Origin of the sequence: Saccharibacillus endophyticus, assembly GCF_013185185.1 — a bacterium.
In the GTDB taxonomy this organism is placed as follows: domain Bacteria; phylum Bacillota; class Bacilli; order Paenibacillales; family Paenibacillaceae; genus Saccharibacillus; species Saccharibacillus endophyticus.
Map to the genome: position 1 here is coordinate 189359 of NZ_JAAZWE010000005.1, position 14946 is coordinate 204304.

At 58.2% G+C, this 14946-nt stretch carries 11 protein-coding genes; 6 read left to right on the plus strand and 5 right to left on the minus strand.

Features of this window, described 5'->3' with window-relative positions:
* Positions 1–181 precede the first annotated feature (181 nt).
* Genes nikA through HRQ63_RS18260 form a run of 5 tightly spaced genes read left to right on the plus strand, consistent with a single transcriptional unit; the run spans position 182 to position 5247 of the window.
* A complete protein-coding gene (nikA, locus tag HRQ63_RS18240; RefSeq protein WP_172246902.1) occupies positions 182–1726 on the plus strand; it encodes a nickel ABC transporter substrate-binding protein in 1545 nt (514 codons plus the stop codon).
* On the plus strand, positions 1726–2673 hold the full coding sequence (nikB, locus tag HRQ63_RS18245; RefSeq protein WP_172246436.1) for a nickel ABC transporter permease: 948 nt from the start codon (positions 1726–1728) through the stop codon (positions 2671–2673). Before nikA ends, nikB begins: the two co-directional genes overlap by 1 nt.
* A complete protein-coding gene (nikC, locus tag HRQ63_RS18250) occupies positions 2670–3530 on the plus strand; it encodes a nickel transporter permease (protein WP_172246438.1) in 861 nt (286 codons plus the stop codon). Before nikB ends, nikC begins: the two co-directional genes overlap by 4 nt.
* Positions 3527–4324, plus strand: a complete 798-nt coding sequence (locus HRQ63_RS18255) for an ABC transporter ATP-binding protein (protein WP_172246440.1) — start codon at positions 3527–3529, stop codon at positions 4322–4324. Before nikC ends, HRQ63_RS18255 begins: the two co-directional genes overlap by 4 nt.
* The gene (locus HRQ63_RS18260) at positions 4321–5247 is read left to right on the plus strand and encodes an ABC transporter ATP-binding protein (protein WP_172246442.1); all 927 of its coding nucleotides are present in this window, start codon (positions 4321–4323) and stop codon (positions 5245–5247) included. Before HRQ63_RS18255 ends, HRQ63_RS18260 begins: the two co-directional genes overlap by 4 nt.
* 101 nt (positions 5248–5348) lie before the next feature.
* On the opposite strand, the gene HRQ63_RS18265 is transcribed toward HRQ63_RS18260, so the two are convergent.
* From HRQ63_RS18265 to HRQ63_RS18280, 4 genes are all read right to left on the minus strand, one after another.
* Complete coding sequence (locus HRQ63_RS18265) at positions 5349–6224, minus strand: SDR family oxidoreductase (RefSeq protein ID WP_172246444.1); 876 nt, start codon at positions 6222–6224, stop codon at positions 5349–5351.
* Between the two features lie 91 nt (positions 6225–6315).
* Positions 6316–7449 (minus strand): alpha/beta hydrolase, encoded by a 1134-nt coding sequence (locus tag HRQ63_RS18270; RefSeq protein ID WP_172246445.1) that lies wholly within the window; start codon positions 7447–7449, stop codon positions 6316–6318.
* Positions 7450–7479: 30 nt separating this feature from the next.
* Entirely contained in the window at positions 7480–8586 is a 1107-nt protein-coding gene (locus HRQ63_RS18275; RefSeq protein WP_172246446.1) for an alpha/beta fold hydrolase, read from the minus strand.
* 179 nt (positions 8587–8765) lie between these two features.
* Positions 8766–9047 carry a hypothetical protein gene (locus tag HRQ63_RS18280; protein ID WP_172246448.1) on the minus strand — a complete coding sequence of 94 codons (282 nt, stop codon included), beginning with the start codon at positions 9045–9047 and terminating at the stop codon, positions 8766–8768.
* 214 nt (positions 9048–9261) lie between these two features.
* Between HRQ63_RS18280 and HRQ63_RS18285 the strand changes: the two genes are divergently transcribed.
* Positions 9262–14493: an S-layer homology domain-containing protein gene (locus HRQ63_RS18285; RefSeq protein WP_172246450.1), complete on the plus strand. Its 5232-nt coding sequence runs from the start codon at positions 9262–9264 to the stop codon at positions 14491–14493.
* Positions 14494–14594: 101 nt separating this feature from the next.
* Here HRQ63_RS18285 and HRQ63_RS18290 read toward each other — a convergent pair whose 3' ends face one another.
* On the minus strand, positions 14595–14780 hold the full coding sequence (locus HRQ63_RS18290; protein WP_037286726.1) for a hypothetical protein: 186 nt from the start codon (positions 14778–14780) through the stop codon (positions 14595–14597).
* Between the last annotated feature and the right edge of the window lie 166 nt (positions 14781–14946).

Sequence of the window (14946 nt, forward strand, 5' to 3'; positions counted from 1 at the left end):
TCTATCTCCCTCCTTTTCTAATTATTAGTACCCGTTTTTCAAACAAGTGTCCAAGCCTCTCTTCGACATATGAAACAACTTACACACCTTGTCAAAACGTAATCATTACGATATTATAAGATTCGTTGTGTTAATGATAATTGTTACGAATTAGAGAGGGGTATCACCTTTGAATAAAAAAATGTTTCCATTATTGGCGTCTTTGGTTCTTGGAGCCGGACTGCTGAGCGCCTGCGGATCTTCCAACCCGGAAACCGCCGCGCAATCGCCCGATTCCGCCGCCACAGCCAAAAACGTTCACTTCCTATATAATTTCGCCACCAGCTCGCTCGATCCGCATGTCGATTCCAGCTATGTGCCGCTGCGCGCGGGCATCACGGAAACGCTGGTACGTCTCGACGAAGAGAACCTCACCGTCGCGCCGTGGCTGGCCGAGAGCTGGGACAGCGAAGACGGACAGCATTGGACGATCGACCTGCGCGACGACGTAACCTTCCAGAACGGCAAACCGATGACCGGAGACGCCGTAAAAGCTTCGCTGGAACGCGCCTTGACCGAAAGCGTCGCCATCCAAAACGCGCTCAAAATCGATACGATCGAAGCCGACGGCGACAAGCTGTCGATCACGACGACCCAGCCTTTTCCGGAATTCGCTTCCGAGCTGGTCAATCCGAACACGTCGATCATCGACGTGAGCGAGCCGGACATCGTGAACAAGCCGGTCGGTACGGGTCCGTTCTCCCTGACGTCGTTCACGCCGGGCAGCAAACTCGAAGTAAGCCGCTACGACGGGTATTGGGACGGCGCTTCGCCGCTGGATACCGTGACTTTCTCGTTCAACGAAGACGCCAACGCCCGCTCGCTCGCGCTCAAATCCGGACAGGTCGATATCGTGTACCGTCCGGAAGTGGAAAGCCTGGAATCGCTCAAAGCCATCGACGGCATGGTCGTGGAATCCGCCTCGACATTCCGCGTGCATCAGTTGACGATGAACATGGAACGCGAAAGCATCAAAGACCTGAACGTGCGCAAAGCGCTCGACGCGCTGATCGACCGTCAAGGCATCGTCGATACGATCCTGCTCGGCCACGCCGAAGCCGCGATCGGACCGTTCCTGCCTTCCCTGCCGTTCGCGCCGAAGTATGACAACAAGGCGACCGAGTCCGGTTCGGAAGCGGCCGTGAAGCATCTGGAAGCCGCAGGCTACAAGTTGGAGAATGGCGTCATGGCAAAAGACGGCAAGCCGCTGAAGCTTACGCTGCTGACCTATTCCGCCCGCGCCGACCTGCCGCTGATCGCGCAGGTGTTCCAATCGGACGCCAAACAGATCGGCGTCGACGTGGAAATCCGCCAGATCGATACGCCGGAAGAATACATGGCCTCCAATCGGGATTGGGACATCGCGACTTACAGCAACCTGACCGCGCCTCGCGGCGACGCCGGTTACTATCTGAACGCGACGTACCATCCGACGGGCGCCCTCAACTTCAGCGGCTCGGAAGACCCGGAATTGACCGCGATCATCGACGAACTGAACTTGACCGTCGCTCCCGAAAAGCGCGCCGAGCTTGCCGAACAGGCCGCCAACTACGTGCATGACAACGTGTTGAATTCGTTCGTGCTGCACCCGTCCACCATCGTTGCCTACAACGGCAAAAAGGTTAAAAACTGGGTCAGCTCGCTCAGCGAATACTACATGATTACCAATAAGCTGGACGTGATGTAATGTTTCGCATTTTACTTCGCAAGTTTTCGGAAGTGTTCATATTCCTGCTGTTCATCATGTTCGTCAGTTTCCTGTTCATCCGGCTTGCGCCGGGTGATCCGGTGCTGACGATTTTGAACGTTGACGAACTTTCCGTCAGTCAGGAGCAGGTCGAAGCCATGCGGGAAAAAATGGGCTTCAATGACCCGCTCCTCGTCCAGTTCGGCAGCTGGCTGCTTGATTTCGTGCGTCTGGACTTCGGCAATTCCTACTCTACCGGACAGCCTGTGATGCAAACTCTGATGGGCGCGCTACCTGCAACAGTAGAGCTGACGCTTGGCGCCCTGCTGGTTATGCTGTTCATCGCGGTGCCGCTCGGCTCCTTATCCGCCGTCTATCGCGGCAGTTGGATCGATACCGTCAGCCGAATGCTGTCGATCGTCGGCGCGGCCGTTCCGAGCTTCTGGTTGGGTTTGATCCTGATCGACCTGTTCGGCGTCCGCTTCGGCAATCTGCCGACGATGGGCCGCGACGGCTTCGCTTCATTGATTCTGCCCTGCGTTACGTTGGGGCTTGCGATCTCCAGCGTCTACGTGCGTTTGCTCCGCTCCAGTCTGCTCGACTCGCTCAGTCAGGAATTCGTGCGTTCCGCACGGGCGCGCGGACTGTCGGAAGGACGTATCTTTTGGCTGCACGCGCTGCGTCATAGCCTGCCTCCGGTCATCACCGTGTTCGGCGTCAGCCTCGGCAGCCTGATCGGCGGGGTCGTCGTGATCGAAGTGCTGTTCGCGTATCCTGGAATCGGCAAGCTGGTCGTCGACGCGATCCGCCAGCGCGATTATCCGTTGATCCAGGGCTATATCCTGATCATGGCGGTCGTCGTGTTCATCGTGAATACGGCCGTCGACCTGTCGTACCGCTATTTGAATCCCGAAATGAAACTCAAGGAAAAGGAGGCCCACCGATGAAAAGCATGCCTGTGCGCGTTCGCACGCGTCCGTCCAAATCCAAAAAGCACAGCGTCCAGGCGATTGTCGCCGCTTTGTTTGCACTGCTCGTCATCGCGGCCTCCGTTTACACCTTTTTATATTTGAAGCATGATCCGACGTTGACCGACCTGCGCGGGCGTTTGCTCGGCGCGAGCATGCTGCACCCTCTAGGCACCGATCATCTGGGACGCGACGTGCTGACCCGCTTGCTGCTCGGCGGAGGTCAGACACTGGGCTACAGCCTGCTCGCACTGGGCGCGGCATTGGTCATCGGCATTCCGTTCGGCCTTATCGCCGGCTACAAACGCGGCTGGGTCGACAAACTCTTCATGCGCATCGCAGACGGCTTTCTTGCTTTTCCCGATACGATCGTGGCGATCGTGCTCAGTGGTCTTCTCGGCGCGGGTATTAGCAATCTGGTGCTGGCGATCGTCATCGTCAAATGGGTCAGTTATGCCCGACTCGTCCGCAGTACCGTATTATCCGAATCGCAAAAAGACTATATCCGTATTGCCCGCACCAACGGATTGTCCGACGCGCGCATCATGATCAAGCACTTGCTGCCGCATATTGCGGGGCATGTGCTGGTACTCGCCAGCCTCGATCTCGGTAAAATCATCCTGCTCATCTCGTCGCTGTCCTACATCGGACTGGGCGCGCAGCCGCCGACGCCGGAATGGGGCGCCATGCTGAACGACTCGCGTCCTTACTTCCAATCCCGTCCCGAACTGATGGTCTACCCGGGCCTCGCGATCGTATCGGTCGTGCTGCTGGCGAATATGCTGGGCGATTATCTGCGGGATCGGTTCGACGTGAAAAAGGAGGTGCAGCCGTGATCCTGTCCATTGAGGAATTAAGCATAGCCGGACGCGACCGCACCATCGTGGACAACGTCTCCCTAGCGGTACGCGAAGGCGAGTTCATGGCGCTGGTCGGACAAAGCGGCAGCGGGAAAAGCCTGCTGTCGCAGTCGATCGGGCAGCTCTTGCCGCCGAATCTCCATGCGTCCGGGCAAGTCGTATTCGAAGGCAGCAATCTGCTGGAACGTACCCCCAAAGAAATGCGTGCCCTGCGCGGCAGCCGGATCTCTTATATTTTTCAGGACTACCAAGGCGCGTTCACCCCGTTTCGCAGTATCGGCGGACATTTCGACGAATATCAGAAGGTGCATGGCGAAAAATCGGCAAGCGTGCGCAAAACCAAAGCCGCCGCAGCGCTGGAATCGGTCGGGCTGGATGCCGCGCTGCTGCGCCGTTATCCGTTTCAACTGAGCGGAGGGCAGCTGCAGCGGGCAGCGATTGCCACGTCGCTGCTGCTATCGCCTCGCCTGTTGATCGCCGACGAAGCGACCACCGCGCTCGACAGCGTATCGGGTCATCGGGTGCTGGAACTGCTTGTCGCCAAACAAAAAGAAACCGGATGCGCGATTCTGTTCATCACGCACGATTGGCGCCATGTTCGGCGCTACGCCAATCGCTTGTCCGTTATGAAGGAAGGCCGGATCGTCGAATCGGGCGGCAAGCACCGCATCCTCGATCATCCGCAGCATGAATATACCCGTCAGTTGATCGATGCGGCGCCCGTGTTAAGCCGTTCGTTGAAGTCGGGGCTTGAGGAGGAGACGCCATGATCGGACAAACCTTGAATCGAATATTATTTTCGGGAGGAAACGGCACTTCGGCAGATCTTTCCCATACGAAACCGACCTCGGCCACCCTGTCCGACGCCGCCGCGCTGCATTCAGCGACAAAACGCGGATCTGACGGCACGCCGACGTTGCCGCAAAACTCGCCCGTCCTGAGCGTTAGTCAACTCTCCCGCACTTACGCAGGCGCCGATCTCCCTGCGGTCGACAGTGTGAGCTTCGATCTGGAACGCGGCGAATGCCTCGGCCTTGTCGGCGAAAGCGGCTGCGGGAAAAGCACGCTGTCCCGCTGCCTGCTGCGCATCGAGGATGCGGATAGCGGCTCAATCGTGCTCGACGGTCAGGATATCGCCCGCCTGAACGCCCGTAAATTGCGACCGCATCGCCGCAGTATCCAGATCGTTTTTCAAAACCCGTCAGCCGCGCTGAATCCCAAGCTCAAGATCGCCGACTCCTTGATCGACCCGTATGAGCAGCTTGCTGGCGGCGCTCAATTGAAGCACTTTTCTTACACATCGCGCGAAGCCTATATCCGGCAGCTGCTCGAGGCCGTCGAGCTCCCTGCCGAGCTGGCGAGTCGCTATCCGCATGAACTCAGCGGCGGGCAGCGCCAACGCGTCACGATTGCGCGCGCGATCGGCATCGAGCCGGACGTCGTCGTGCTCGACGAGCCGACGGCAAGCCTGGACGTCATATCGCAAGGCGCGGTACTCGGCCTGCTGACCAAGCTGCGAACCTCGCTCGGCTTGTCTTACCTGTTCATCTCCCACGACCTGGCTGCCGTTCACCGGATGAGCCAGCAGATCATGGTGATGCAAGAAGGCCGGATCGTGGATCGCTTCCGCGCCGATGAACTCATGGCCGAAAACCGGCATGCGTACACGAAGGAATTGATTTCGATTTTTTGAGCCGTCTCAGGATGTGCCGTTCATCGCTTTACCACAAAAAGAAGCCGCCCCGTGCCGAGGCGGCTTCTTTGCTTTTAGGCTCTATGCGGCTTAGCCTTTTATTAACCTTTGAAAACCGCTCCCGCCGCACTCTTCAGCGGCGTATAAGCATCTCCGATCAGGTCAACCAGATCGTTCGAAGGATGGGCGAATTCGCCGCGTTCGATCGCGCCGTCGATCACGTGGATCAGGAAGCCAGCGCCGCCTTCCGGCACGCCTGCGGATACCAGCGTGCTGACGGCTTCAGCAGCAGGCAAGGCTTTATGAGCGACCGGCTTGCCGGATACTTCGGACAATACGGCTGCATACTCGTCGTACGAGAACGGCTGAGGAGCCGTCAGCTCGTAGATTTTGTTGGCGTGGCCTTCCTTCGTCAGCACGACAGCGGCCGCACGGGCCAGGTTGTCGCGAGTCACGTAGTTCAGCTTGCCTGTCGGCGCAGCGGAAATGACCGCGCCGCTTGCAGCGATCCCCGGCGTACCTTCGTTCACCAGCAGCTCCAGATAGAAACCGTTGCGCAGGAACGTATAATCGGCACCTGTCGTGCGAATCATGTATTCGGTCGCCAGGTGGACGTTTTCCAATCCGATCGTCATGCGCTCGCCGAACGCGATGCCCGTGTACGCGATATGCTTGATTCCCGCGTTGCGTGCCGCTTCGACAACCGTCGCATGCTGGCGAATACGCAGCGTGTTATCCATCGAAGACGCCGAAACGAACAGCAGCTTTTCCCCGCCTTCGAATGCTGCCGGCAGCGAAGCCGCATTGTCGTAATCGCCAAGACGAAGCTCTACGCCCAGCTCGGCGAGAGGCGCCGCTTTTTCTTTGTCGCGCACGATGCCGACAATGTCTCCTGCCTGCACGCCCAGATCGATCAGATGACGGATAGCCGCCGAACCCAGATGACCGGAAGCTCCGGTAACGATAATTTTGCCCATGTATATTCGCTCCTTCGAGAATAAGGTTAAGTAAAACATTGAATTGTAACCATTATAGTTTCAGGAAAGAACGAAGTCAACTCTCTTTTTGTTAGCGCTTAGTTCCCATCAGTTCCAGGACCGCATCCGCGACGGCTTGAGGATCGTACGCTTGAATGGAGTGAGCGGAATTTTGCACGACGGACGTCTGGGATTGCGTCGACCATGACTCTCCGAATGCGCGCTGCGCATCCAGCCAATCTTCGGCCACCTCGCCGAATCGGTCAGCGACAAGCTGGGTCATCGGGATGTCGAGCCGTGTTTTGTCGTCGATGACTTTTTGCGCGTTGACGTGCACGTTTCGGATCTCGTCCGTCACGTTGTCGTTGATCGCGACAAGCAGCGTGGCCAGCCGGTCCTGTTCTTTCATCTCGGGCGACAGCAGGCGAAGACCGTTGCGCTGTCCGTTCAGATATTCCGCGAAACCGTTCACGTGATACAGCGCGCGCACGATACCGGACTTGATCGCAACACGTTGCAACTGCATGTTCCGCTCGGGGAAAGTCAGGTAAAACTCCGGCGAACCCGAATCGATCGTCACGATCCCGGCGACTTCGTCCGGATATCGTTGCGCGAACCTAATCGCTTCCAGACTGCCCAGCGAGTGCGCCGTCAGGACGTAAGGCGGCTTCACCTCGGCTTGAATCAACGCTTCGCGAAGCTCTTCGGTAATCCGGTCGATATTGCGCTTCTCGTCGGTGACGTCGCTATACCCGTAACCGAACCGCTCCACGACTGCAAATGATGCCTGTTCCCGCAGCAGGGCATACAGCGGCGAGAAGTCCGCGTACGGACTCGCCGTACCCCATCCCGAGATCAACACGACCGTCGGTTCGCTTACTCCTTTTCCCGGCTTGTCTTCCTTGTAGACGTGCATGCGATGCCCTTCCACGTCCACCAAAGCTCCCGGCGCGACGTAAGCGGCACGATCGTTATGCTCGCCGACCGCTTGATAAACGAATCCGGCCAGCAGCACGCCCAAAATCGCGATCAGAAGCCAGCCCATACCGGAAAAGATCCGCCGGAACATGCTTTTCTTTTTTCGTGCAGGTTTCCCCGGTTTCTCAGGACCTTCCGCACCTTCCGTTTCTCCGGGATCGACCGGCTGCGCCGGCAGCCCGGCATCGGCCTGGGCAAGAATCTGCTCCATCGCAGCCCGTCTTTTTGCGCGTTCGTCTTGATCCATCGTCGATTTTCCTCCATCCTTATTGGTTGATCATCGGCTGCCGACTTCGCTTGATTCGGCGAGCTCGCGCACCATATCAAGCATCGCGTCGGCTATGGCCCGAGGCTGATAAGCAGCCATGGAGTGGCCGCTGCCTTGCACGAGCAGCACCTGCGTTCGGGAATCGCCCGACCATGATTCGCCGAACTGCCGCTGAACGTCCATGCGTCCTTCGCCGACTTCCCCGAGGTGATCCGCGACGAGAATCGTCATCGGCAGATCAAGCTTCGCTTTGCGTTGGACCACTTTGCGGGCATTGGCATGCATCTCGCGCATTTCGTCCGTCACGTTTCGGTTGTTTGCCACGAGCAGCGTAGCCAGGCGGTCTTGTTCTTTCATTTCAGGCGTCAAAAGTTTGAGCCCGTTTCGCCCTGCAGCCACCTTTTCGGCAAATCCGTTCACATGGTAAAGCGCACGCGCGATCCCCGACTTGATCGCGATCCGCTGCAGCTGCGACTGCATCGCGCGCGAAGGGAACGTCTCGTAAAATTCCGGCGAGCCGGTATCGATCATGACCATGCCTTTGACTTCGCCGGGATACAATTGGGCAAAACGTATCGATTCCAGCACCCCTAGCGAATGCGGCGCAAGCACGTAAGGCGGTTTCACGCCCGCTTTGTCCAATGCCTCATGCAGTTCTTCCGCGATCCGGTCGACGTCCCGCTTTTCGTCCGTCACGTCGCTGTACCCGTACCCGAACCGTTCCACCACGGCGAAGCTGGCTTTTCCTCCGATTTCTTCGTAAATCGGAGAAAAATTCGCGTACGGATTCGGCGTTCCCCAGCCCGCGATCAGCACGACCGTCGGTTCCCCGGCGCTTTTGCCCGGCTTTTCTTCGCTGTACACATGCATCCGATGTCCGTCCACGTCCACCAGCATTCCCGGGGCCGCATAGGCCGCGCGATCGCTCCGTTCGCCGACCGCCTGATAAATAAAGCCGATCAGCAGCAGCGCCAACAGCACGATCAAAAACCAGCCCGCGCCCGACAAAGTCCGCCGGAACGCGCTTTTCTTTTTTCGCGCGGGCAGCCCCTTTTCCGCTTGGGCCGTTAGCTGCTCCGTCTCCGCTCGCCTTTCGGCCCTTTCGTCTTGATCCATCTTCGCTTTCCCTCCATCTATAACGAAAACGAAAAAGCGCGTTTTTCGCGCAAAACTTTGCCGATTCCCCGCTGATCGCGTACCTCTGCAAATTTTTCGCGAAAACGCGCTTTTCGAACATTTCCGTTCTTTGATCGACGTCGTGCTTGCTTCGAACCCTGCAGGTCGCAGAGTTCGGTTTAGTCTTCGTAACCTGCCAGACCTTTATCGATCAGGTAAGCCATTTCGGCATCAAGCACGTTCTCGACTTCGAGTTCGTTCAGCTTGACGTCCTTTTTGCCCACCACGTAATCCACCAGCTCGTCTCCGTCGAATTCGATCGTGTCGCCCGGCTTTTTCGCCGCGGCCGCGATAAAGTCCTGCTCGTGCTTCAGCACGGTTTTGATGCCTGCCTCGCCGGCTCCCGTTTTATCCGCGATATAGGCGATCATTTCGCTCTCGTTCACTTGTTGTTCGCTCATTTTCGTCATCCTTTCACTTGCCGTCGTCCCGGCGAATGTAACGTTCCCATTGTAACACAAGCGATTTGCGGAGTGGACATCGAAGCGCGCTTCCCGGCCTTGAAAAGTTGTTTAGAATTTGTTCAGAACAAGAGTGTATAATAAAAAAACTTTCGACGAAAACAAACATTATTCGTCAAGAGACAATTGATCATGAGGAGACGCGCCACCGAAGATGAATACCACCAGATCAAGATTAAAAAAAGCCGGCTTCGCGCTGGCATGGCTGTCTACGCTCGGCGCTTTATGGCTCGGAACGGGACATGACGCCCATGCCGAAGGAAGCCGGGATCTCGTCGAAAGCGGAAAAGGAGAACGCCCGTTCATGGAATGGGCGCCGGGTACGCATCTGGCCGGGATCGAACGAATAACGTCGCTGCAAACGTACGTTAAAGCAGGAGAAACGATTTATCTCGGGTCCAGCGTGCCGGCGTCTTACGCTGAAAGCGGCGGGGATATCGTCGTGACCAAGCCGGACGGCAGCAAGCTCAGCTTGGACGTGCTCGCAGACGGAACGGGACTGATCGATACCGTTGCCAAGGAACGACTGGGTCCGTCTTCGCCTTCCAATACGGGCGGATACCAGCCGCTGACCGTACAGGCCGAGCAGACCGGATGGTGGACCGTCCAATTTCATGGCCCCATGGCCAAAGACAATCCTCTCCCGGTCGCTGTGGATTCAAACAATTTTTACAGTTCAACGTCCTCCGCGAATGCCACCAACCAGAAAGGGACCGTAGCCGCTTGGGACATCACCGTCAAAAACGCGGCCGGCGAGATCAAGGACGGGCGGACGTACACGAATTATTTGTCGCTCAACATGGGAGGCGGCTCCAAGTACGCGTACTCCAAGCTGTACGTCCTGACCAAAGACGGGTATCAGTACGAAACGGACCTCAACGGCATAGACCCTTTCGGTTTCGGCTTTTTCTCGAATAACCGCGGATTTCTGGACGGATCGAACGCTACGCTGTATCGGTCCGTCAATTTGGTCAACAACCTTCCGGTCGGCGGCGTAACGGTACAAAATCCGACCAAACCGGATACGGCGACGGATCAGACGCACCGAATCTTTTTCAACAAACCGAGCTCGGACCTTCCGGCGGACGTTCCGACCGAGCCGCGACCGCTGGCGCAGCTTCAAAAAGACAGCTTTAAATTCGTCGGCGCCGGCAGTTCGAATTCGACGGCCGCTCCGGCGGCGGGCGGCACGTTCTCGTTCACGGCCGATAAAGCCGGCAGCTACCAGCTCGTCATCGATACCGACCTGAACGGCAAGTTCGACGCCGCGGTCGATCGCGTGCTGGAAAATACGTTCGTAATCGGGAATAACGCAGTCGTTTGGAACGGTCTCGACCGTTCCGGAGCCGTTTTGCCCGAAGGCCATTATCCGGCCAAGCTGACGGTCAAAGGCGGCGAATACCATTTCCCGATGTTGGATATCGAGAGCGCGCCGAACGGTATCAAGATTAAAGCGCTGAACCAACCGGACGAGCCGGCGCTGCCGAACGGCGTCACCGTCAGTACCATCTATTGGAACGACAGCAATTACAAAACGTCCAACGGCACGAGCATCTCGCTCGATCCGGCCAACGGCGAGACGCCGCCGAATCCGCGCGACGCGTCCGGCGGCATCGACAGTTCCGCGGGAGCTCGCGGCTTCAACAACAACTACGGCAACGACAAGGGCATCGATACATGGACGTACTTCCCGGGACCGTCGTACACGACGACGCTGAACGTGAAGCCGAACGCGTCCGGCACGGTATTCCTTGATAAGGACGGCAACGGCCAAAAAGGCGCCGGCGAACCGTTTTACGAAAACGTCATGTTGACCGTTACCGACGACAGCCTGATGGAATACAAGGTATGGACCGATTCCGAAGGACGGTTTTCCTGGCCTTCCGGTTCGGGCAAAGTTACCGTTCGCCTGGATCGGGCTTCGTCTTACGAGGTCACGACCCATAACGCCGTCCAGACGATCACGGTAGCGGCGAACGCGTCCGGAACATTCGCTCCGATCGGACTGAATCCCAAAACGACGGCAACGCCGACCATCCTTCGTTTATCGCCGGCAAGCGACTCGGGTCCTTCTTCCACGGACGCTATCACCAACGCGAGGACTCCGCAATTGATCGGCACGGCGGAAGCGTATAGCCAGGTCACCCTTTACGACAGCGACGGAACTACCGTACTGGCTAAAACAGATGCCGACCAGCAAGGAACTTGGGCGGCAACCTTAAGCGCGCTCTCCGAAGGTTCGCATACGCTGACCGCCAAAGCTTCGGCTCCGCCGAAAGAAACCAGCCCGGCTTCGAGCCGCTTTTCGCTCGTGATCGACAGAACCCCTCCGGCGAACCCAACCGTTTCGACGCCGCAGGACGGTTCCGAAATCCAACGCGATTCGCAGCCGATCGTATTCGAAGGAACGGCCGAAGCCGGAAGCCAAATCGAATTTTCGATCGACAACGGTAACACTTACACGTCTGTCGCTGCAAACGGCTCGAGCGGCGCCTGGAAGTACGAGCTTCCTCCCGTACTGGAACCGGGAACCCACGGCTTCCTGATCGCGGCTTCGGACCTCGCCGGCAACCGCAGCGCGGCACGCACGATCTCGATTAAGGTCACAACTCCTCCTTCCTTCGGAGAACTGGACGTGTACGGAGCTTCGTCCGTGACGATCCCGGGCACGAACGAGCCGGAAGCGACGACGGTGTACCAAGCCGTTTACGGCGAAGAAAACTGGCCGGTATCCGAACCTGTCTCCTGGAGCATCGATCCTGCATCGCCGCAGGGCGTATCAATCGATCCCGATACGGGCGAGCTGAAGGTGTCGCCGGCGGCTTCCGAAGGGTTCGTGAACGTCAAAGCGACGCTGGCAAGCGATCCGACGATATCGGGCAGCAAATCGGTGGAACTGAAAAAGACGCCGGTTCCCGTCGTGACCGGTTCCGTCGAAGGCATCGTCTACAGCCCGACCGGCGAAGCTTTGCCCGACGTTACGGTCTGGGCGGGAACGGTAGGCGACGAGCAGGCCTACAACGTATCGTCCGACGGACAAGGACATTACCGCTTCGATGCCCTTCCGGCAGGCAGCTATGTCATATCCGTACGCTCTTCCGAGCGCGTGCTGGACAGCGGCGGCGTCGCGATCTCGGCGGAGCTCAAGCAGTTCGACCTGCATCTGGCCGAAGTCGCCAAGATCGTGCTGTCGGCCGATCCCGACCGCTTGATCGGCGACGGGCAATCAACAGCCAAACTTAACGTTCGCGTCGTCGACAGCTTAACGGGGCAGCCGATCGAAGGCGTGCGCGCCGTTATTTCGGCGGACGCCGGCAAACTGAACGAAACCGAAATTCGGACGGATGCGGACGGCACCGCCGAAGCAATATATACCGCGCCGAAAATCGACAGCGACCAAGCCGTGCAGGAAACGGTAACGCTGATCGTCCGCGAACCGAAGTCTGGCATCTATGCGGAAAAACGGCTCACGATCGCGCTGCTGCCTCCTTCGATCAACGGCGTCGTGACAAGCGGCGGCAAAGCGATCGCCGGCGCGGTCGTCAAAATCGCCGAAGACTTCGACGGGGACGGCATAGTCGATTTCACGGCCGAAGTCCGCACGGCGGCCGACGGCACGTATCATATTCCGGTTCCGCGCGGCAATCGGACGTACACGCTGCACGTGGAAGCGCCGATCGAAATCGGCGGCGTCGTGCGCACCGTCAAGATGACGCAGCGCAGCGAAGTCGGCGCGTTGAACCGCCCGGGCGAAGAAGTGGCGGCGATCCGCCAGATCAGCGGTCAGCTGTTCGTCCAAAAAGACGAAAACGTCAGCTCGCCGTTCGAGCATTTCGTGCGTGACGGAAGCGTCAGCGGAACGCTGCTCGACGTCTCCGGCCATACGCTTTCTTCGGAAGTAAAAATCGATGCCGAAGGCGGTTATCAGGTGGACGACGTGCAGCCGGGAACGTACCGCCTGCTGTTCACGTTCCAAGGACCGTCCGGCGAAAAGCTGGCGGGCGTGTTCAAAGACGTGACCGTCGATCAGGAAGGCCAATTGACGATCGAACCGGTGCTGATCGACCCTTACGGCATCGTGAGCGACTCGGCGACCGGAAAAGCGATCGAAGGCGTCGATATGCGGCTGTACTGGGCCGATACCGCTTTGAACCGCACGCAAGGCCGCGTGCCGGACACGGAAGTATCGCTGCCGGAGCTGGCGGACTTTGCGCCGAACCGCAACCGCAACCCGCAGATCACGGTTGCCGACGGCAGCTACGCGTGGATGGTTTACGCCAACGGCGACTACTATATCAAAGCCTTCAAATCGGGATACGACGCGTACGACAGCCGTATCGAAAAGCGCAATCGCGCCGTCATTCCGGGAGAAGACAGCTGGATCGACAACGGCATCATCCATGTCGGCAGCGCGATCGTCGAATACGATCTCAGCATGAAGCGAATCGCGTCCGAACCCGCGCCGACTCCGGTTCCGTCCGCTCCCGTCGCTACGGTTCAACCGCCGGCGACGGCAACCGTCGTTCCTTCGGTTCCGTCCGAACCGTCGGTCGCCAACGCGACGATCGGCGGCTATAAGCTGACTTGGAAACCTTCGACCGGAGCGGCATCGTACCGCGTCTATATCGACGGCCGCCTCGTCGCTTCCGACGTCAAGCTGAACGAATACTGGTTGAGCGGCCTGCAAGCCGGAAGCGGCTATCGCCTTCAGGTTTCCGCCGTATCCGCCGCGGGAGAATCGGCGCTCAGCGAAGCGGTCGAATGGACCTCGCCGGAGCAGGGAACGCATATCCATTATATTTTCGGCTATCCCGACGGCACGTTCCGGCCGGAACGTTCCATCTCCCGCGCCGAAATGGCCGCGATCATGACGCGGATCATGATCGGCAATGACGTACCGCAAGCGGCAAGCAGCCGCTACTCCGACGTTCCGTCCTCCCATTGGGCGGCGGGATACGCCGATAAAGCAGCCGAATTGGGCGTCATGAACGGCACGCAGGGCGGCAAGTTCCAGCCGGAGCGAGCCATCACGCGCGGCGAGCTGGCCGTCATCATGGCCCGGTTCCGCAACCTGGAGCCGATCGCCGGAGCGGGCTTCTCCGATACGCAAGGCCATTGGGCCGATGGTTATATCCGCGCCGCCGCCGAAGCCGGCCTGCTCAAAGGCTACGTCAACGGCACGTTCCGTCCCGACGAGCCGATCGCCCGCGCCGAACTGGTAACGGCGGTCAACCGCATGCTGGGTCGCGGCCCGCTGCTGGGCGAATTGAACGTTCGCTGGCCGGACGCTCCCGCAAGCTACTGGGCGTTCCGCGACATTATGGAAGCTTCCGTCGATCACGATTACGTTCGCGACGACGGCGGCGAATACTGGACCGAGCGTTAAGCGCGGTCCTCGGCCCGAAACAAAAAGACTGTCCCGAACGCCGCTACCCGGCTTCGGGACAGTCTTTTTTTATATGCAAACCGTTTGTCTCAAACGACTCCTTAATGATACTGAACCATCTTGATCCGCGCCTCTTCCTGATACGTGATCGGGCTCGGAACCTGCGGCGTGTGCAGGTGGCGTTCGACCGAGAACTCCAGTCTGCGATATTCGTCGTCCCCGAGAGTCTTCTCCGATTGGCGCGCGCCGGTGACCCAATTTTTGAATTCTTTCAATGCTGCTGCCATGTCTGCCATCCTCCTTGGATGATAAAACTAAGTGCGATTTGCGATAATTGGTTACGCTTACATTATATCGGTTTTCAAATGTGCTGAATATAGTGTCCGCCTTGAAAAGGCATGATTTCATCGTGAACATTGTGTGTCATTGCGTTTTCGTATGCACAAAGAAGAT

Bases quoted from the DNA above. Each gene is read 5' to 3' on its own strand.
- HRQ63_RS18260 (WP_172246442.1), top strand. From the start codon at position 4,321: ATGATCGGACAAACCTTGAATCGAATATTATTTTCGGGAGGAAACGGC.
- HRQ63_RS18265 (WP_172246444.1), bottom strand. From the start codon at position 6,224: ATGGGCAAAATTATCGTTACCGGAGCTTCCGGTCATCTGGGTTCGGCG.
- HRQ63_RS18270 (WP_172246445.1), bottom strand. From the start codon at position 7,449: ATGGATCAAGACGAACGCGCAAAAAGACGGGCTGCGATGGAGCAGATT.
- HRQ63_RS18275 (WP_172246446.1), bottom strand. From the start codon at position 8,586: ATGGATCAAGACGAAAGGGCCGAAAGGCGAGCGGAGACGGAGCAGCTA.
- HRQ63_RS18280 (WP_172246448.1), bottom strand. From the start codon at position 9,047: ATGAGCGAACAACAAGTGAACGAGAGCGAAATGATCGCCTATATCGCG.
- nikA (WP_172246902.1), top strand. From the start codon at position 182: ATGTTTCCATTATTGGCGTCTTTGGTTCTTGGAGCCGGACTGCTGAGC.
- nikC (WP_172246438.1), top strand. From the start codon at position 2,670: ATGAAAAGCATGCCTGTGCGCGTTCGCACGCGTCCGTCCAAATCCAAA.
- nikB (WP_172246436.1), top strand. From the start codon at position 1,726: ATGTTTCGCATTTTACTTCGCAAGTTTTCGGAAGTGTTCATATTCCTG.
- HRQ63_RS18290 (WP_037286726.1), bottom strand. From the start codon at position 14,780: ATGGCAGCAGCATTGAAAGAATTCAAAAATTGGGTCACCGGCGCGCGC.
- HRQ63_RS18285 (WP_172246450.1), top strand. From the start codon at position 9,262: ATGAATACCACCAGATCAAGATTAAAAAAAGCCGGCTTCGCGCTGGCA.